This is a genomic window from Brachybacterium sacelli (assembly GCF_017876545.1).
Classification (GTDB): Bacteria; Actinomycetota; Actinomycetes; order Actinomycetales; family Dermabacteraceae; genus Brachybacterium; species Brachybacterium sacelli.
In genome coordinates this window covers 1,795,901-1,813,367 of the sequence record NZ_JAGIOD010000001.1, presented here as the reverse complement: position 1 = coordinate 1,813,367, position 17,467 = coordinate 1,795,901, and the positions used below count along the sequence as shown (strand labels likewise).

Here is a 17,467-nt window from a genome sequence, read left to right as displayed (position 1 = left end):
TCCAGCGTGTTCGAATCCGATGTCCAGGACATCCCCCAGCACGCCCTGACCGGCGAGCTGCCCGCCGAGCCCCGCGTCACCGCGCTCCTGAACCAGGCGCACGCACGCTGGGCCGAGGTGACCGCGGGCGAGGTGGCGGACTACATCCCCGCCCTGGCCGAGGCCGATCCCGCCCTGTTCGGACTGTCCCTGACCGAGGTCGACGGCACCGTCCACCGGGTCGGCGACACCGCGGCCGCCTTCACGATCCAGTCGATCTCCAAAGCCTTCGTCCTCGCCCTGGTCTGCGAGGCGATCGGGCACGAAGAGGTCCACCGGATCGTCGGCGTGAACAACACCGGGCTGCCGTTCAACTCCGTCATCGCCCTCGAGCTCAACGACGGCAGCCCGATGAATCCGATGGTCAACGCCGGCGCCATCGCCACCACCGCGCTGATGCCGGGCACCAGCGCCCAGGAGAAGTGGTGGACCCTCCACGAGGGGCTCAGCCGATTCGCCGGCCGCTCCCTCGAGCTCGACGAGCGGGTCCTGCGCTCCGAATCCGCCTCGAACCACCGCAACCAGGGGATCGCGGACCTGCTGACGTCGTACGACCGCCTGTACGCGGATCCCGCGGAGATGGTCGACGTGTACACGCGCCAGTGCTCGCTGCTGGTGACGGCCGACGATCTCGCGACCATGGGCGCGACCCTCGCCGACGGCGGCATCAACCCCGTGACCGGCGAGCGGGTCGTCACCCCCGAGGTCTGCCGCGACACGCTGTCGGTGCTCGCCGCGTGCGGCATGTACGAGCTGTCCGGGGAATGGCTGTTCGAGATCGGCCTGCCCGCCAAGTCCGGGGTCTCCGGCGGCATCGTCGCGATCGCCCCCGGCAAGGGCGCGCTCGGAGCCTTCTCCCCTCCCCTGGACAGAGCCGGGAACAGCGTGCGCGGCCAGCGCGCCTGCGCCGCGCTCTCCCGCGCGCTCGGCCTGAATCTCTTCGCGTCCCGTCCCCACCCCGCGCAGGAGGCAGATAGCGATGCATGAGACCACCCCGCCCGCCGCACCGACCGCCGCCCGGACCTCGTGGACGCCGATGATCGGCCTGTTCCTGGCCCAGGTGCTGATGTCCTTCAACGTCGCGGCGCTGCCGATCTCGCTCGGCGGGATGGTCGAGGACTTCTCGGTGCCGCCGACGGTCGCCAGCTCCACCATCGTCGTCTACGGCCTCGCGGTGGCCGCGCTGGTGATGACGGGCGCGAAGCTCGGCCAGCGCATCGGCTGGACCCTCATCTTCCGCTCCGTGCTGGTCGTCTTCGCCGCCTCCTCGCTGGCGATGATCCTCTCGCCCACGGTGACCTGGGTGATCATCGGGCAGCTGCTGGCCGGGGCGGCCGCCGCGATCATCGTGCCGTCCCTGGTCGCCCTCATCGCGGAGAACTACCGCGGGGCGCAGCAGGCCACCGCCGTCGGCTCCCTGGGCTCCGCTCGCGCCTTCTCCGGCGTCAGCGCCTTCCTGATCGGCGGCACCCTCGGCACCTTCGTCGGCTGGCGGCCGATCTTCCTGATCACGCTGGCCCTTGCGATCGCCGTGTTCGTCCTCAGCTTCAGCCTGCGGTCCGACAAGGGTGATCCCTCCGTCCGCATCGACCTGGTCGCCTCGGTCCTGATCGGCGGGGCGGTCGTGGCGCTCACCCTGGGGTTCAACAACCTCAATGGCTGGGGCGTGCTGCAGGCCGAGGAGGGAGCGCCGTTCACGGTGCTGGGGATCTCCCCCGCTCCCGTGCTGGTGGTGCTCGGGCTCGTGCTGGGTCAGCTCTTCTTCGCCTGGACCCGGCGCCGGATGTCGCAGGGCAAGGTGCCGCTGGTCGATCTCAGCGTGCTGGGCAGCCGCCAGGAGCGCTCGGCGGTGTACGCCATGTTCATCATCGTCTCGATGGAGGCGGCGGTGAACTTCTCGGTGCCGATCTACATCCAGGTGGTGCAGGGACGCACCCCGCTGGACACCTCGCTCGCGATGATGCCGTTCAACCTCACCGTGTTCGTCACCGCGACGCTGATCGTGCGCTTCTATCATCGCTTCGCGCCCCGCAGGATCGCCCTGTTCTCCTTCGCGCTGACCACGATCGCGCTGGTGTGGCTCTCGGCTGTGGTGACCAACAACTGGGAGACGCTGCCGACGATCCTGGGGCTGATCGTCTTCGGCATCGGCCAGGGCGCCCTGGTCACTCTGGTGTTCAACGTGCTGGTCACCGCGTCACCAAAGCATCTGGCCGGGGATGTCGGCTCCCTCCGCGGCACCACCCAGAACCTGGCCTCGGCGGTCGGCACCGCGGTGATGGGCGCCGTGCTGGTGATGGTGCTCGGCGTGGGCGTCGGGCGCGCCGTGGTGGATCATCCCGACCTGCCCGAGGAGCTGGTCGCGCAGGTCGACCTCGACCAGGTCAACTTCGTCAGCAACGACGAGCTGGACGAGGTCCTCCAGGGCACCACCGCCACCGATGCGCAAGTCGAGGCCGCGGTGCAGCTGAACGAGGAGCAGCGTCTGCGCACCTTGAAGACGGGCTTCCTGATCCTCGCCGGGATCAGTGCCGTCGCCGCCCTGCCGGCCTCGCGGCTGCCGAAGTACGTCCCGGAGGAGATCCCCGACCCCGAGAAGTCCTGAGAGTCCTGAGAGTCCTGAGAGTCCTGAGTTGCCCGGTCGTCTCAGGGCTCCCCTACTGTGGTCCATGACGTGCACCCACGTGAGGGAGGAGCCTCGATGCGGATCGAGTTCGGCTGGTCGCTGGACGGTGCCTCCTGGGCCGACGCAGGGTCCGGCGGGTCGACGGGTCGGGTCCGGCAGGGGCCGCGCGGGCTCGTGGGCCTGCTGCAGACGAGGCTGGGGCTGACGCATCCCGCGGTCGAGGAGGCGGTGCGGGTCGCCCAGTACCTGCGGCTGATCGAGCGGCATCGGGAGGCGCTGCCGGTGGACGCCGCCTTCTGGCCCGCACGCTCCTTCGCGCTGGATCCGTGGAGCACCGCGCGGCAGCTGCTGCGCTGGCGGGATGCCGCCCTCGAGGCCGGGTGGCGCACCGGCTCGGAGAGGGCCCGGACCGCTCTGCCGCCGCGACTCGCGGCCCTGGCCGACCTCGAGGACCTCGCCGTGGTGGGGGTGCCCGGCACCGCGGACCCGCTCGGCCGCCCCGCGACGCTCTCCCCCGGCGCGGCGGATGATCTGGTCGAGATCGTGGAGCTGCTCACCGCCTTCGCCGACGCCGGCAGGACCTGGCCGCTGGGGATCACCGAGCTCGTCCTGCAGGAGGAGCCCTCCGCCCTTCCCGGCCGCTGGCCGGAGCTGCTGGCCCTGCTGGCCGGCGCCGGCGTCGTCCTGTCGGGCCCCGGCGAGGACCTGTCGCGCCGCCCCGAGCTCGAGGTCGTCCAGTGCCTCGAGGAGTGGACCGCGGCGGACGTCGCCGCCCGCTTCCTCGCCGCCGCCGGCGAAGAACCGCTCACGGTGCTCGCCGCCTCCGACACCGACGTCCTGGACCGGGCCCTGCACCGGCGCGGTCTGCCGGCGCTGGGGCATGTCGCGCCCTCGACCGATCGGGCGCATCACCAGGTCCTCGGCCTCTTCCTCGACGTCGCGACCGCCCCCGTCGACGTCCACCAGCTCGCCGCCCTGCTCGATCTGCGTCTCCTGCCCGGAGCGGACGCGGACGCCGAACCCGTCGGGCTGGTCCCCGCCCCCGCGCGGCGCGCCCTGCTCGGCGGCCTCACCCGCGAGCCCGGCATCGGCGGTCCCGCCTGGCAGGCCGCGCTCACGCACCTCGCCCACACCGAGGGCGGCGCCGGGCCGGTCCTCGACGCAGCCCGGGAGATCGACTCCCTGGTGACCGATCCGCTGGCCTCCGACGACCTCCGTCCCGAGGCGATCGCCCGGCGGCTGGGCTGGCTCGCAGGCCGTCTGCGCGGCGTCTCCCGGGGCCGCGGCGACGTGCTCACGAGCCTCGCCCAGGTGCAGACCCTGCGCAGCGTCCTGTCGATGCTCGACCCGGGAACGGCGCTGAGTCGTCGCACGCTCCAGCAGATCATCGACGCCTGCGGCGGCTCCGGCCGCTCCCCGCGCGCCGGGGCGGAGGTCTCCCCCTGGTCGGTGACCACCCGTCCGGCGCAGGTCCGCGCCGGCGGAGGCACTGTGCTGTGGTGGGGCCCGGCGGAGACGGGCTCCACCCCCGTCAGCTGGGACCCCGCGGAGATCCGCGCTCTCGAAGCCGCCGGCGCGCGGCCGCTGAGCTCCGAACACATGGCGTCTCTGCAGGTCGACGCCGCGCTGCGCGGGCTGCGATCCGCGCAGCGAGTGGTCGCGGTGCTCCCGGGGCGACGTCTCGAGCAGGCCCCCGCCCCGAGCGGGCTGCTGGCCCACCTGGAAGCCGCCCTCGGCCGTGGGGAGGAGGACCGTCGCGCCCCGCAGGACCTGATCACGGACGGCACCTGGTCCCTGGCCGGTCGCTCCCTCCCGGTGACGGCCCCGGCTCCGGAGACGTTCGCGCCGCCGGCCTCCGGCCCCGTGAGGATCGGCGACGCCGCGCATCTGCTGCCCGAGAAGCTCTCCTTCTCCCAGGCCTCGACCCTGATCGGCTGCCCGCACCACTGGGTGCTCGAGTACGCCTTCGGCATCCGGCCCGCGCAGGTCGCGGCCCTGCCCACCGGTCCACCGATGATCGGCACCCTGGTGCACGCCGTCGTCGAGCATCTCGTGCAGGAGATGTTCGACGAGGACCTCGGCGGGGTGCCGCTGTCCGCGCCGCCCGACACCCGGATCCGCGAGGTCTTCGACGCGCTGGTCCCGCAGTTCGCCTCCGAGCTCGACCTCCCCGGACGCTCCGCCGAGCGAGAGGACATCCGGTCCCGTGCCGTGCGCTCCCTGCACGAGTTCTTCCGTCGGATGGCGGAGGCCGGGCTGCGGATCACCGGCACCGAGAGCTCTTTCACCCGGCCCCTCGAGCTGCCGCTCGCGCGAGGGCCGCTCACCGTCGCCTTCGGCGGCAGCAGGGACGTCGACGCTCGTGACGAGCGCGGCCGCCCGGCCGTGATCGACCTGAAGTGGGCGCGCAGCCGCACGGGGTACGACGACCTCTACGACACCTCCGAGGCGATCCAGCTCGCCTCCTACGCGTGGTCGCTCGGGCTCGAGGAATCACCCACCGTCGGCTACTACCTGCTGCGCACCGGCGAGTTCGTCGCCGGGGACCGCGCGCTGGACCCGCGCGGGCGCGCACCCATGGACGTCCCCGGGGCCTGGGGGCGGACGGTCGAGGCGATCACCGCCGTCCTGGACGAGATCTCCGGCGGCACCGTGCGGGTGGGCTGCCGCGGACTGCTGGAAGGGGCGGGGCTCGATCCGGGCGCGCCCTACACCGCCCAGGCGAAGGCCTGGGACAGCGCCCGCGCCGCGGCCCGCGCCGAGGGCGGGCTCGTGGTCAAGAGCTATTGCGCCGGCAGCGACCATGCCCAGCTGTGCGGACTCACAGGAGACTGGCGATGACCTTCACCCTGATCAACGCGTCGGCCGGCTCCGGCAAGACCTACACCCTCACTCACCGGATCGCCGACGAGGTGCGGGCGGGCCTGCAGCCCTCCCAACTGATCGCGACCACCTTCACCAAGAAGGCCGCCGCGGAGCTCTCCGACCGGGTGCGACGCACCCTCCTCGAGGAGGGCATGCTGGAGCAGGCGCGCGCCACCGACAGCGCCCTCATCGGCACCGTCAATTCCGTGTTCGGCCGGCTGCTGCAGGAGTTCGCCCTGGATGCCGGGATCTCCCCCGAGGTGCGCGCGCTCGACGAGGAGCAGCAGAAGTCGGCGTTCACGGCAGCGATCGCCGAGACGGCGGCCGCGGCGGGCGGCCCGGCGAGCGACCTCCTGGCCCGCACCGAGCAGGACGGCCCCGACGACCCCGAGCCGAACCGCGGGGAGAAGCCGTCCTGGCGCCTGGCGGTGCGTCGTCTCGCCGAGGCCGCCCGCACCAATCTGATCGGTGCCCAGGAGCTGCGTGAGGCCGCGGAGCAGTCCTGGCAGGAGCTGCGGGACACTGCTCTCCCGGAGCCCGGGGAGGACCTCCGGGCAGGGTGGATCTCGCGCCTGGATCTCGCCCTGGCGGAGCTGCGCGGCGCCATCGCCGATGCGGAGAACCCCGACGTCGCCTCCACCATGACGAAGACGGAGCTGACGGGGATCGCCTCGGCCGCGAAGAAGCTGCCCGGTCTCGAGCAACTCCGGCGCACCCTGGACCGCGCCGAACGGGCGCCGTGGAGCGAGTGGACGCGGATCGCGAAGATCGCCGAGGCGAAGCTCGGCAGCGGCGTGAAGACCTCGTACGAGTACGGACAGGTCATCGACCACGCCCTCATCTCCCTCGCCCAGGACGTGCAGGACTCCCTGCTGGCTCTGCCCGCGCTGCAGGCGGACATCAGGACGCTGATCGAGCTGGTGATGGGCACCGCGGCGGACTCCCTCGACGCCTACGCCCGGTACAAGCGGGACCTGGGACTCATCGACTTCATCGACCAGGAGGTGGGCGCGCTCGAGCTGCTGCGCGGCAGCGAACGCGTGCGCGAGGTGGTCCGCTCCCGGTTCCGCCTGCTGGCCGTCGACGAGTTCCAGGACACCTCCCCCGTGCAGCTCGCCCTGTTCCTCGAGCTCAGCCTGCTGATCGAGGACAAGGTCTGGGTGGGCGACCCCAAGCAGGCGATCTACGGGTTCCGCGACGCCGATCCCAGCCTCATGCTCGGGATCATCGAGCAGCTGGAGGCGGGGACGACCGCGCTCGGCAGCGGCCGGATCGAGAACCTCGAGCACTCCTGGCGCTCCCAGGACGAGGTCCTCGCCCTGGTCTCGGAGGTCTTCCCCCGCGTCTTCACCGACTCACCGCGCGAGCGCGTCGTCCTCGGCGCGGCCCCCGCCGCCCGCGCCCGCCGGGCGGAGGCCGGGCACGAACCGGGTCGGCTCGAGGCCTGGACCACGCCGCCGCAGCTGTTCAAGAACGGCAATCGCAAGCCGCCCACCGTCGCCGAGCGCACCGTCGCGGTGGCCGACGGCATCGCCGAGCTGCTCGCGGAGCCGGGCACCCGCCCGGGGGACATCGCGGTGCTGGTGCGCAAGAACAGCGATCGCAGTGCGGTGGTGGACGCCCTCGCCGCACGCGGGATCCCGGCCTCCGGGGAGGGCGTGCCGGTGCTGGCCTCCCGCGAAGGACGGATCGTGCGGGCCGGCCTCGCCGTCGCCCTGGACCGGCGCGACACCCTCGCCCTCACCGAGCTGGTGGACCTGCTGCCCGATCACCGGGCGCACGGCCAGTGGTTCCAGCAGCTCGCCGCCGCGGCCGACCGGGCCGGCAGGGAGGAGGTGTTCGAGAGCTGGTGGCGCGATCCGGCGCTCGATGAGCTGCGGGCCCTGCGCGAGGAGTGCCTGGCGCTGACCCCGGTCGAGATGATCACCGCGCTGGTGGACGCCGTCGACCTGCCGGAGAGGATCCGCGCCTGGTCCGATCCGGAGCAGCGTCTGCGTACCCTCGACGCGCTGCGCAGGGTCGCCGCGGACTACGCCGATCGCGCGCGGGCCGCCTCCGCGCCCATCACGCTGACCGGGCTGCGCGGGGAGCTCGATGCCCTGGATCGCGGCCCCGACCTGGAGGGCCTGCCGGACACCGTCTGGGTGGGCACGATCCACAACGCCAAGGGCCTGGAGTGGTCCCGGGTCGTGGTGCTGTTCGAGCCGGATCCGAAGGAGCGCTCCCAGACCTCCGGATCCTTCATCGTCCCGGCGCCGCGGCTCGACGTCACCCAGCCGCTGGCCGGTCGCTCGGCTCGCTACTGGCCCGCCGTGCTGCCCCGCTTCGCGCCGCTGCAGGACACGCTCGGCGAGGCCGAGCACGCCCGGCGCCGCGCCGTCGCCGAGCGCGAGGAGTCCGGCCGCCTGCAGTACGTCGCCCTCACCCGCGCGAAGGACATCACCGTGCTCGCGGGCGACGGTCGGGCTCCGGTGCTCGACGCGCTCGTCGCCCCTGCCCGAGGCACCTCCGACGAGGACCCCGAACCGCTGCTGAGCTGGGAGGGTGGCGCCTCGCGGATCCGCGTCGCCGGCGGCGCGGATCTGCCCGCCCGGATCCGCACCCTGCGCACGCTGGCTCCCGCGGACGAGTCCTACGACTCCGGGCGCTCGCGGCTCGCGGCCTCCGATCTGCCGCCGGGACGCCGGCTCTCGGCCACGGTGACGTCAGCCCGTTTCCAGGCCTCCTCCGTCGCGTCCGGGCAGGAGCTCGGCGACGTGCTGGCACCGGTGCGGATCGGCGCACCTCTCGTGGAGCACGGGGGCCAGGGCTGGGAGCGCGTGGGTGAGGCCGTGCACGGGTATCTCGCGCTCCCGCTGCGGGCGCTCGATGCGTCGCAGCGGGAGCTCGCGGCGCATTCCCTGGTGCAGCGGTGGAGCGTGGAGCGTGGCCTCGGAACCGAGGCGCTGCTCGGCGCCGGGCAGGCGTGGCTGGACCATCTCGACGCTCATTTCCCCGGATCCGAGCAGCTCACCGAGCAGCCGATCACCTGGTGGAACGAGGACGCCCAGGTCATGGAGGGGTGGATCGACACCCTGCTGCGCCGTCCCGACGGGGCGATCGTGCTGGTGGACCACAAGTCCTATCCCGGGGACGACCCGGTGGGCCATGTGCGCCGCGAGTACCTGGGGCAGATGTCCACCTACTCGCAGGCGCTGACCGCCGCCGGCATGACCCCCGACCGGATCCTCATGCACCTGCCGCTGCGGGGCGAGGTCATCGAGGTGCGCCTGCATGAGCATGCACGCTGAGGCGGCGCTCGACGCGGCGCGGGTGCTGCTCGATGCGGCGCTGCGGGAGGGCGGCCGGCGGTTGCTGGGGATCGCGGGCGCCCCCGGGGCGGGGAAGTCCACGCTCACCCAGCTGCTGGTCGAGCGCCTCCCTGTCGGCTCCTGCACCGTGGTGCCGATGGACGGCTTCCACCTGGCGGACGTGGCCCTGGGGCGCCTGGGACGGCTCGAGCGCAAGGGGGCCCCGGACACCTTCGACGCGGCCGGCTACGTGGCGCTGCTGCAGCGGCTGCGCACCGCCCGCCCGCAGGACCCCCCGGTGTGGGCACCGATGTTCGAGCGAGAGCTCGAGCAGCCGATCGCGGGCGCGATCGAGGTGCCCGGCGACGTGCCGCTGGTGATCACCGAGGGCAACTATCTGCTGGCCGACGACGGGGCCTTCGCCCAGGTGCCCGCGATGCTCGATGCCCGCTGGTTCGTCGAGGTGCCCGAACCGCTGCGCCACCGGCGCCTGATCGCCCGCCACGAGTGCTTCGGCAAGACGCCGCCGCAGGCACGCGAGTGGGCGCTGGGGCCCGACGAGACCAACGCCCGCCTGGTAGCGGCCACCAGGGGGCGGGCCGACGCCGTGGTCGAGCTGAGCTGACCGGCCGCGGGTCAGCCGGCCATCACGGCGCGGGCGAAGGCGACGGAACGCTCGCGCAGCCCCTCGATCCGCAGGTCCCGGTGATAGGCGATCAGCGCCTCGTCCTCCGTCTGCATCTCGAACGCCGTCGGCGCCCGCCGCACGTTCTTCGAGCAGCGGAAGTCGGCGCACAGCGAGGTGCCGATGGTGTTGCCGCGCCGTCCGCCGGCGCCGCCTCGCGGGGCGGCGAACGAGACCGCGTGGACGCCGTCGATGATGTCCTCGCACCAGGCGCACATCATCTTGCGGTTCGACGTGGTCCCGGTGCCGCGCAGCAGCAGGCAGACGACCTCGTCGTCGACCTCGAGGGCTGCGTAGTGCAGCAGCGGCCGGCGGGCGTCCTGCCAGCCGAGGTAGTCCAGTTCGTCCCACGCCACGGCGGCGAGGTCCGGGAGCACGGCGCGCTTGGCGTCGCCCTTGCTGGCGTTGACGAAGGAGCTGCGGATCTGATCGTCGGTCAGGGGTCTCATGGGGTGTGTCCTCACGACGGGCGCGCGGCAGCGCCCCGCTGCTGGCGGGGGTCACGGCGCGCGGAAGAGGGTCAGGAAGGTGTCGTGGCGGCGTGCGGGCACGCCGGGGTCACACCGAGCAGGCCGAGCCGGCCGCCCCATTTCCTGCATGCGTGGTCAGCATGCTGATCTCCTCTCCTGTCATGGACGCCGACAAACTACGCCCGTCACGCAGCGGAGGGCAACGCGTTATCGCTCACCCTCCGGGGCCGGGTGAGGGGTCCTCAGGCGATGATCCGGTTCAGCTCCTCGAGCTCCTCGCTGGTGAGCTCCAACGTCAACGCGCGCGCCGAGTCTGTGATCGACTCGGGGCGGCTGGCGCCCGGAATCGGGACGACGTGATCACCCAGGGACAGCTCCCAGGCGAGGACCACCTGCTGAGCGCTCGCTCCGTGGGCGTCGGCGATGCGCTGGATCCGGGGGAACCGCTCCCCCACGGCGCTCGCTCCACCACCGGTGCCGCCGAGCGGTGACCAGGGCACGAAGGCGATTCCGTGCTCGGCGCAATGGCGCAGCTCGCGCAGGCTGGTGTGGAAGAAGGCGGGCGAGAACTCGTTCTGCACGGCGGCGAGACCGCCCTCGCCGAGCACCTCGCGCGCCACGTCGATCTCCTCGACGTTCGCGTTGGAGATGCCGATCTCCCGGATCAGACCCTCCTCCTTCAGCGCGGCCAGCGCCTCGACGCCCTCGGCGTAGCGGATGCTGCGGTCCGGGCGGTGCCAGTAGTAGAGGTCGACCACGTCGGTGCCGAGCTCCGTCAGCGACTTCTCGAGCGCGGAGCGCAGGTAGGCGGCGGAGCCGTCCCGGCTGGGCCCCTGCTCGGAGCGGGTGATGCCGCCCTTGGTGGCCACCACGACGGAGGAGCGGTCGCCGTCCCAGGTGCGCAGCCCCTCGGCGACGAGCTTCTCGTTGTGCCCCATGGTGTCCCAGCTGGGGGCGTAGATGTCCGCGGTGTCGAGGAAGGTGATGCCGGCGTCGAGGGTGGCGTGGATCGTGGCCATCGCCCGATCGTGCGGGGCGGGCTCCCCGCGCCCCTGGGACAGGGGCATGGCGCCCATTCCGAGGGCGGAGACGATCAGGGATCCGATGCGGCGGGTGGGTGCGCTCATCCGGCAAGCGTATACCGATGGCGCTTGTTCACGGGGCGGACTCCGCGATCGGGACACCGACGGCTCAGCCGAACACTGCCGGTCATGACGTCTTCTCCGACCACTGGGTGAACACCGCGTCGAGGCCGGTGCGGTGGGTGGTGTCCGCGACCGTGCGCGCGATCGCGCCGGGTGCCTCCAGGTGGAGCACCACGGGGGCCGGGTGACCGTCGGTCTCGACCGGATCCGTCGGGCGGCGGCCGAGCAGGATCACTGAGTCCAGAACGCGGTGGGCACCGACCACGCCTACGGCGGGACGCCTGCCGGAGAGGTCGAGGTCCTCGAGGTGCAGCGGGGACCCTCCGGTGTTGCGGGCGCGCAGGCGGCTGCGGATCTCGCCACCGCGCTCCCCGGTGCGGCCCAGCACGAGAGTCTCGCGCAGGCAGAGCGCCGCCCCGGCCCCGAGCTCCACCGTCATGTCGCGGTCTACGGCGGCGCCGTCCGCGATCACGAAGGGATGGGCGCGCCACACGAGGGTCGCGCCGTCGTCCACCCGGATGCGCACGTCGAAGCGGCTGCGCCCATTCTCCGTCGGATAGGCGACGGCCCCGCCGACGTCCTCCAGGTCGAGGGCGCACCCAGACCCGACGTGGACGTCGACGCCGACGTGGTCACCACCGACCAGCATCGCTCCGCCCGCGACCAGCGCGACGTGGGCGCCGGTCCCGTGGCGCCCGACGAGGCGTGCCTGGAGCATCCCCGGGGTGATCGACACCTGCACCGGGCCGCGCTCTGCGCGCGTGATCTCGATGCGTGTCATCCAGCGGGGACGTGGTCGTGCGAGTGGGTTCGATCGTGGTCGTGCTCCTCGTTCTCCACATGGAAGTGCGGGGCCATCGGCCCGGGGTCCTGGGGGGCGTGGGTGCCCGCGGTATGGGCGGCCAGGATCTCGAGCACCCAGCCACGCAGCTGCGCGACGGTCTCCTCCTGATCGCGCGATACCCCCAGCACCGGACCGCCCTCCCGGGCCTCGGTGGCGTCGGCAAGCATCAGCGCGAGGTCCACGCCGACGTAGGGGGCGAGATCGACCTTGTTGACCACCAGCAGGTCGGCGCGGCCGATGCCGGGCCCGCCCTTGCGGGCCACGTCGCCGCCGCCGGCGACGTCGAGCACGAAGATCTGTGCGTCCACGAGCGCCGGGGAGAAGGTCGCGGTGAGGTTGTCTCCCCCGGACTCGACCAGCACCAGGTCCAGCGGATCGAAGTCTGCCTCGAGCTCCTCGACGGCGGCGAGGTTGGCGGTGACATCGTCACGGATCGCGGTGTGCGGGCAGGCACCGGTCTCGACCGCCCGGATGCGCTCAGGATCGAGCACCCCGGCCGAGCGCAGGTAGCGGGCGTCCTCGTCGGTGTAGATGTCGTTGGTGATCACGCCGATGCGGATCTCACCGGCCAGGGCGCGGCAGATCGTCGCGATCAGCGAGCTCTTTCCGGTGCCGACAGGGCCGGCGATCCCCAGTCGCAACGAGCGCTGCGGGGCGACAGATGATGGGACGGTGTTCTCAGGCACGAAATAGCCTCCTCGGCAGTGCGGACTGGGCCTCTGCCCAGCCCTCGGTCAGGGGTGCCCCGGCGCACGGGATGTCCGTCGGGTCCTCGAGCGCGGCGAGTTGCGCCACACGGGGTTCCAGGAGCGCGCAGGCCTCGAGCACGAGAGCGGCCGCGCCGCGCGGGTCGTCGGGTTCGAGCTTGAGCAGCGCCGCGGCGACGGTCTGCGCGTCGTCGTAAGCGACCAGGCGCACGAGGTCCTCGGCCCCGAGGCCCGCCGTCGCCGCGACCAGGCCCAGGACGATCGGACGAGGCCAGGGGCGGGTCATCGGCGGGGGGACGGTCCCGGGCCACAGCACGTCGGCGAGGCGTCGCAGCCCGTCCCCGAGGGCCGAGCCGACCTCCCGCTGAGCCCTGCTCGGTGTGCGCGCGGCCCATTCGACGCGCAGATGCTCCACCTTCGCGGGATCGGGTGCGCCACCGGCGTCGAGGGGGACCTTCCGCGCCACGAGCGCCGTCCCCGCCTCGACCGGGACCACGGTGCGCATCCGGGTGGCAAGGTACTCCGCGACGGCCGACGGCGCGAGCCCGTCGCGCAGTGCTGCCTCCAGAGCGTTCGAGGTGACATGCGCACCGGCGGGCAGGCGGGAGTCCGCCAGCAGCATCGCGATCGTCGTGGAGGCAGCCGGGATGGTCGAAGCTGGGGTGGTCGGCATGCGGCTCAGAACATCTGGTAGAGCTGGGCGAGCGGCAGGACGCCGGCAGGGCGGGGCTCGACGAGCTCGCCGTCGATGCGGATCTCGAAGGTGTCCGCACGGATGTCGATCCGCGGCAGGGCGTCGTTGTTGCGCATATCGGCCTTGGTGACCCTCCGTGTCGGAGCAACGGGAACGAGCTCCCGGTGCAAGCCCAGACGCTCGCGCAGCCCGTCGTCGATCGCGGAGGGGGCGACGAAGGAGACCGAGAGGTCCGCGCCGATCGCGTCCCCGAACGTCGAGCGCATGAGCACGGGCTGCGGAGTGGGGATCGAGGCGTTCGGATCACCGAGGGCGGCCCAGGCGATCGCGCCGCCCTTCAGCACGAGAGAAGGCCGGACCCCGAAGAAGCGCGGGTCCCACAGCACCAGATCGGCCATCTTGCCCGCCTCGACGGAGCCGATGTGCGCGTCGACGCCGTGCGCGATCGCAGGGTTGATCGTGTACTTCGCGACGTAGCGTCGGGCGCGCTCGTTGTCCGCCGGCGAAGTGCCGCCGAGGGACCCGACGCGCTCCTTCATGACGTGCGCGACCTGCCAGGTGCGGGTGATGACTTCGCCGATTCGGCCCATTGCCTGGGCATCGGAGGACGTGACCGAGAGGGCGCCCAGATCGTGCAGAAGGTCCTCGGCGGCGATGGTCGAGGCGCGGATGCGGGACTCCGCGAACGCGAGGTCCTCGGGCACGGACGCCTTGAGGTGGTGGCAGACCATGAGCATGTCGAGGTGCTCGGCCACGGTGTTCACGGTGTGCGGGAGCGTCGGATTGGTCGACCCGGGCAACACATGGGGCAGGGAGGCGATCTCGAGGATGTCCGGGGCGTGCCCGCCGCCGGCGCCCTCGATGTGGAAGGCGTGGATCGTGCGCCCGCCGAGCGCGGCGATCGTGGACTCGACGAAGCCGGACTCGTTGAGGGAGTCCGAATGCAGGGCGACCTGCAGGCCGTGCTCGTCTGCCGCCCACAGCGAGGCGTCGATCGCGGCGGGCGTGGCACCCCAGTCCTCGTGGACCTTGTAGCCGGCGGCTCCCGCGAGCGCCTGCTCGGCGAGGCCCTCGACGCTGACGGTATTGCCCTTGCCCAGCAGCAGCACATTGACAGGCAGACGGTCGAGTGCCTTGTGCATCGTCCCGAGGTGCCAGGCACCCGGGGTGGCTGTGGTGGCGCGGCTGCCCTCCGACGGGCCGGTCCCTCCCCCGCCGACGGTGGTGATGCCGGTGGCGAGGGCCTCGTGGATCTGCGACGGGGAGAGCAGGTGCACGTGGGTGTCGAAGGCCCCGGCGGTGAGAATCTTGCCCTCGCCGGCGATGATGTCGGTCGACGGACCGATCCGCAGGTCGGGGTGGATCCCGTCGGAGACGTCAGGGTTGCCGGCCTTGCCGAGGGCGACGATGCGCCCGTCGCGCAGGCCGACGTCGGCCCGGACCACGCCCCACCAGTCCAGGATGATCGCGTTGGTGATGACTGTGTCCGGAGCGCCCTCGGTGCGGGTGGTCGTTCCCTGACCCATGGATTCGCGGATCGACTTGCCGCCGCCGAAGACGGCCTCCTCGCCACCGAAGGTGCGATCCTCCTCGACCTCGATCCACAGGTCGGTGTCCCCGAGCCGGACCTGGTCGCCCGTGGTGGGGCCGTAGAGCGCGGCGTAGCGCGCGGAGCCGATCACTGCCATCTGCGCTCAGGCCTCCCTGATCTGGATGCCGGGAACGCGCGCAGCGCCACCGAGGCGCACCAGCGGCAGCTCTCGCGAGGCACCCGGCTCGAACCGCATCGAGGTGCCGGCGGGGATGTCGAGACGGAAACCCTCTGCCGCCTCACGGTCCAGGGCGAGGGCCGGATTCACGTGGGGCAGATGGATGTGCGATCCGATCTGGATGGGCCGGTCCCCGGTGTTCTCGAGGACCAGCACGAGGTGGTCCTCCGCCCGCTCACGCGTGTTGAGCACACGGTCGCCGGGGCGCACCCGGATCGCGCCGGGTCCCGGCCTCTCGTCGTCTCCTACGGACATGGGGTCCTCTCAGTCGATCGGGTGGTGGAGCGTGACGAGTTTGCGACCGTCCGGGAAGGTGGCCTCGACCTGCACGTCGGCCAGCAGGGCCGGCACGTCCTCCATGACCTGGTCGCGGCGCAGCACCTCGCGGCCCGTCACCATCAGCTCATCGACGGTGTGGCCGTCCCGGGCGCGCTCGATCACCCAGGTGGACAGCAGGGCCACCGCCTCAGGGTGGTTCAGCCGCACGCCGCGCTCGAAGCGGTCGCGGGCCACCATCCCTGCGACGGACAGCATCAGCTTCTCGGTGTCACCGGGCGTGAAGCGCATGGATCATTCCTTGGGGAGCACGTGCTCGCCCGTGCGGTCGGTGGCCAGGGCCAGGGAGCTGAGGTACTGCTTCTCCCCGCTCGGTCCGGGCTTCGCGGAGGCGATCATGTCGGGTCGCTCGAACTCCAGGCCGGTGACGCAGCAGCGCAGGGTCTCGCCCGAGGGGTTGCCGTGCTCGTCGTACATCGGCAGGTCGATGCCGTCGTCGATGCGACGCAGGTAGTAGCGGCCCTGGGTGATGACGGCCATGAGCGGGGTGGCGACCACGGCGATGCCGACGGCGAACAGCGGGGAGTACGGCTGGATGCCGGCGCCGAAGGCACCGAAGTAGATCGCGATGGAGATGCCGCCGGACAGCGCCATCGCCACGAGACCCACCGGGTTCCAGTCGTAGAGCATGCCGCGGCGGAACTCGGGCTTCGTCGGGGAGAGCTTCAGCAGGTGCTTGTTCAGGACGATGTCCGTGGCCACCACGCAGATCCAGGACATGGCCAGATTCGCGTAGAAGCTGAGGATCCCGTTGAGGAAGTCGAACATGTTCGCCTCCATCAGCACCAGGGCGATACCCAGGTTCACGGCGAGGAACACCAGGCGTCCGGGATAGCGGCGGGTGACGCGGGTGTAGGCGTTGGTCCAGGCCAGCGACCCGGAGTAGGCGTTGGTGACGTTGATCTTCACCTGCGAGATGACCACGAGGACCACGGCGAGCGCGAGGGCCAGCCAGGCCGGCATGAGCTGCTCGTAGGTGACCAGGAACTGCTGGACGGGCTCGTTGGCGAACTCGCGGGCCCCGGGCACGGTGGAGACCAGGTAGATCGCCAGGAACATGCCGAGGATCTGTTTGGTGGCCCCGAACAGCACCCAGCCGGGTCCACCCAGGATCGTCGCCGCCCACCAGGTGCGCCGATTCTTCTCGGTGCGAGGCGGCATGAACCGCAGGTAATCGATCTGCTCGGCGATCTGCGCGATGAGCGACAGGCAGACACCCGCGGCGAGCATCGCGGAGGCGAAACTGACGCCCCCGCCGCCCTCCCCGGTGTGCGCGAAGAAGTTCTGGACCGACTCGGGGTGGGAGAGCACGAGGTAGACGACAGGGATGACCATGAGGATCAACCACACCGGGGTGGTGGCGACCTGCAGTTTCGCCAGCGTCTTCATGCCATAGATGACCAGCGGGAAGATCAGCAGCGTCGATATCAAGTACCCGATCCAGCGCGGGATCCCCAGGCCCAGGAAGAGGCCCTGGGCCATGATCGAACCCTCGAGCGCGAAGAGGATGAAGGTGAACGACGCGAAGATGACGTTGGTGATGACCGAGCCGTAGTACCCGAATCCGGCGCCCCGGGTGATGAGGTCCAGGTCGAGGTTGTAGCGGGCCGCGTAGTAGGCCAGCGGGAACCCGCTGAGGAAGATGACCGCAGCGGCGACGAGGATGCCGATGATGCCGTTGAGCGTGCCGTGGGTCAGACCGATGTTCGCCCCGATGGAGAAGTCCGCGAGGTAGGCGATGCCACCCAAGGCGCTGGTGGCGACCACTCCGGGGCCCCATGTGCGGTACGAGCGCGGGGCGAAGCGCAGGGTGTAGTCCTCGAGGCTCTCGTCGGTGCTGGAACGCGCGTCGGTGGAGACTCCGGGGGCATCGGGGATGGGTTCGGCGTCAATGCTCACGGCAGGGGCTCCGTTCCGGCGGGGGCAGGCTGAGGTGAGCCTGTTGGGGACACCGGAACAGTAGGAAGGAGCGGGCACGGGATGCTTCCCCGGGCAGC

General features: G+C 71.8%; 14 protein-coding genes. 5 read left to right on the top strand and 9 right to left on the bottom strand.

Annotated elements, in window-relative coordinates:
* Positions 1 to 6: 6 nt before the first annotated feature.
* The 5 genes from glsA to JOF43_RS08055 all read left to right on the top strand — a co-directional run bounded on the left by glsA (position 7) and on the right by JOF43_RS08055 (position 9,445).
* Positions 7 to 1,026, top strand: coding sequence for a glutaminase A (glsA, locus tag JOF43_RS08075; protein WP_209900993.1), 1,020 nt, complete (start codon positions 7 to 9; stop codon positions 1,024 to 1,026).
* Positions 1,019 to 2,644, top strand: a complete 1,626-nt coding sequence (locus tag JOF43_RS08070) for an MFS transporter (protein ID WP_245354057.1) — start codon at positions 1,019 to 1,021, stop codon at positions 2,642 to 2,644. Before glsA ends, JOF43_RS08070 begins: the two co-directional genes overlap by 8 nt.
* A 96-nt stretch (positions 2,645 to 2,740) precedes the next feature.
* Complete coding sequence (locus JOF43_RS08065; protein WP_209900991.1) at positions 2,741 to 5,506, top strand: PD-(D/E)XK nuclease family protein; 2,766 nt, start codon at positions 2,741 to 2,743, stop codon at positions 5,504 to 5,506.
* Positions 5,503 to 8,820 (top strand): UvrD-helicase domain-containing protein, encoded by a 3,318-nt coding sequence (locus tag JOF43_RS08060; protein WP_209900989.1) that lies wholly within the window; start codon positions 5,503 to 5,505, stop codon positions 8,818 to 8,820. Before JOF43_RS08065 ends, JOF43_RS08060 begins: the two co-directional genes overlap by 4 nt.
* Positions 8,804 to 9,445 carry a nucleoside/nucleotide kinase family protein gene (locus tag JOF43_RS08055; RefSeq protein ID WP_209900987.1) on the top strand — a complete coding sequence of 214 codons (642 nt, stop codon included), beginning with the start codon at positions 8,804 to 8,806 and terminating at the stop codon, positions 9,443 to 9,445. The genes JOF43_RS08060 and JOF43_RS08055 overlap by 17 nt, the downstream gene beginning before the upstream one ends.
* Before the next feature lie 11 nt (positions 9,446 to 9,456).
* Here the strand turns inward: JOF43_RS08055 and JOF43_RS08050 are convergent, their stop codons facing one another.
* The 9 genes from JOF43_RS08050 to JOF43_RS08010 form a co-directional block, all read right to left on the bottom strand.
* Positions 9,457 to 9,954, bottom strand: a complete 498-nt coding sequence (locus JOF43_RS08050) for an FBP domain-containing protein (RefSeq protein WP_209900985.1) — start codon at positions 9,952 to 9,954, stop codon at positions 9,457 to 9,459.
* Positions 9,955 to 10,217: 263 nt separating this feature from the next.
* Positions 10,218 to 11,102: an aldo/keto reductase gene (locus JOF43_RS08045; RefSeq protein ID WP_209900983.1), complete on the bottom strand. Its 885-nt coding sequence runs from the start codon at positions 11,100 to 11,102 to the stop codon at positions 10,218 to 10,220.
* An 82-nt stretch (positions 11,103 to 11,184) separates the two neighbouring features.
* The gene (locus JOF43_RS08040) at positions 11,185 to 11,901 is read right to left on the bottom strand and encodes an urease accessory protein UreD (RefSeq protein WP_209900981.1); all 717 of its coding nucleotides are present in this window, start codon (positions 11,899 to 11,901) and stop codon (positions 11,185 to 11,187) included.
* Positions 11,898 to 12,650: an urease accessory protein UreG gene (ureG, locus tag JOF43_RS08035; RefSeq protein WP_209900979.1), complete on the bottom strand. Its 753-nt coding sequence runs from the start codon at positions 12,648 to 12,650 to the stop codon at positions 11,898 to 11,900. Before ureG ends, JOF43_RS08040 begins: the two co-directional genes overlap by 4 nt.
* On the bottom strand, positions 12,643 to 13,344 hold the full coding sequence (locus JOF43_RS08030) for an urease accessory protein UreF (RefSeq protein ID WP_209900977.1): 702 nt from the start codon (positions 13,342 to 13,344) through the stop codon (positions 12,643 to 12,645). Before JOF43_RS08030 ends, ureG begins: the two co-directional genes overlap by 8 nt.
* A gap of 5 nt (positions 13,345 to 13,349) precedes the next feature.
* The gene (locus JOF43_RS08025; protein WP_209900975.1) at positions 13,350 to 15,053 is read right to left on the bottom strand and encodes an urease subunit alpha; all 1,704 of its coding nucleotides are present in this window, start codon (positions 15,051 to 15,053) and stop codon (positions 13,350 to 13,352) included.
* A 6-nt stretch (positions 15,054 to 15,059) separates the two neighbouring features.
* Positions 15,060 to 15,389: an urease subunit beta gene (locus JOF43_RS08020; protein ID WP_209900973.1), complete on the bottom strand. Its 330-nt coding sequence runs from the start codon at positions 15,387 to 15,389 to the stop codon at positions 15,060 to 15,062.
* Positions 15,390 to 15,398: 9 nt separating this feature from the next.
* The gene (locus JOF43_RS08015) at positions 15,399 to 15,701 is read right to left on the bottom strand and encodes an urease subunit gamma (protein WP_209900971.1); all 303 of its coding nucleotides are present in this window, start codon (positions 15,699 to 15,701) and stop codon (positions 15,399 to 15,401) included.
* A 3-nt stretch (positions 15,702 to 15,704) separates the two neighbouring features.
* Entirely contained in the window at positions 15,705 to 17,369 is a 1,665-nt protein-coding gene (locus JOF43_RS08010) for a purine-cytosine permease family protein (protein ID WP_342592115.1), read from the bottom strand.
* Positions 17,370 to 17,467: the final 98 nt, after the last annotated feature.

Excerpts from the sequence above, each read along its gene's own strand:
- JOF43_RS08015 (WP_209900971.1), bottom strand. The coding sequence starts at position 15,701 with ATGCGCTTCACGCCCGGTGACACCGAGAAGCTGATGCTGTCCGTCGCA.
- JOF43_RS08055 (WP_209900987.1), top strand. The coding sequence starts at position 8,804 with ATGAGCATGCACGCTGAGGCGGCGCTCGACGCGGCGCGGGTGCTGCTC.
- JOF43_RS08060 (WP_209900989.1), top strand. The coding sequence starts at position 5,503 with ATGACCTTCACCCTGATCAACGCGTCGGCCGGCTCCGGCAAGACCTAC.
- JOF43_RS08030 (WP_209900977.1), bottom strand. The coding sequence starts at position 13,344 with ATGCCGACCACCCCAGCTTCGACCATCCCGGCTGCCTCCACGACGATC.
- JOF43_RS08070 (WP_245354057.1), top strand. The coding sequence starts at position 1,019 with ATGCATGAGACCACCCCGCCCGCCGCACCGACCGCCGCCCGGACCTCG.
- JOF43_RS08065 (WP_209900991.1), top strand. The coding sequence starts at position 2,741 with ATGCGGATCGAGTTCGGCTGGTCGCTGGACGGTGCCTCCTGGGCCGAC.
- JOF43_RS08025 (WP_209900975.1), bottom strand. The coding sequence starts at position 15,053 with ATGGCAGTGATCGGCTCCGCGCGCTACGCCGCGCTCTACGGCCCCACC.
- JOF43_RS08020 (WP_209900973.1), bottom strand. The coding sequence starts at position 15,389 with ATGTCCGTAGGAGACGACGAGAGGCCGGGACCCGGCGCGATCCGGGTG.
- JOF43_RS08040 (WP_209900981.1), bottom strand. The coding sequence starts at position 11,901 with ATGACACGCATCGAGATCACGCGCGCAGAGCGCGGCCCGGTGCAGGTG.
- JOF43_RS08045 (WP_209900983.1), bottom strand. The coding sequence starts at position 11,102 with ATGAGCGCACCCACCCGCCGCATCGGATCCCTGATCGTCTCCGCCCTC.
- JOF43_RS08050 (WP_209900985.1), bottom strand. The coding sequence starts at position 9,954 with ATGAGACCCCTGACCGACGATCAGATCCGCAGCTCCTTCGTCAACGCC.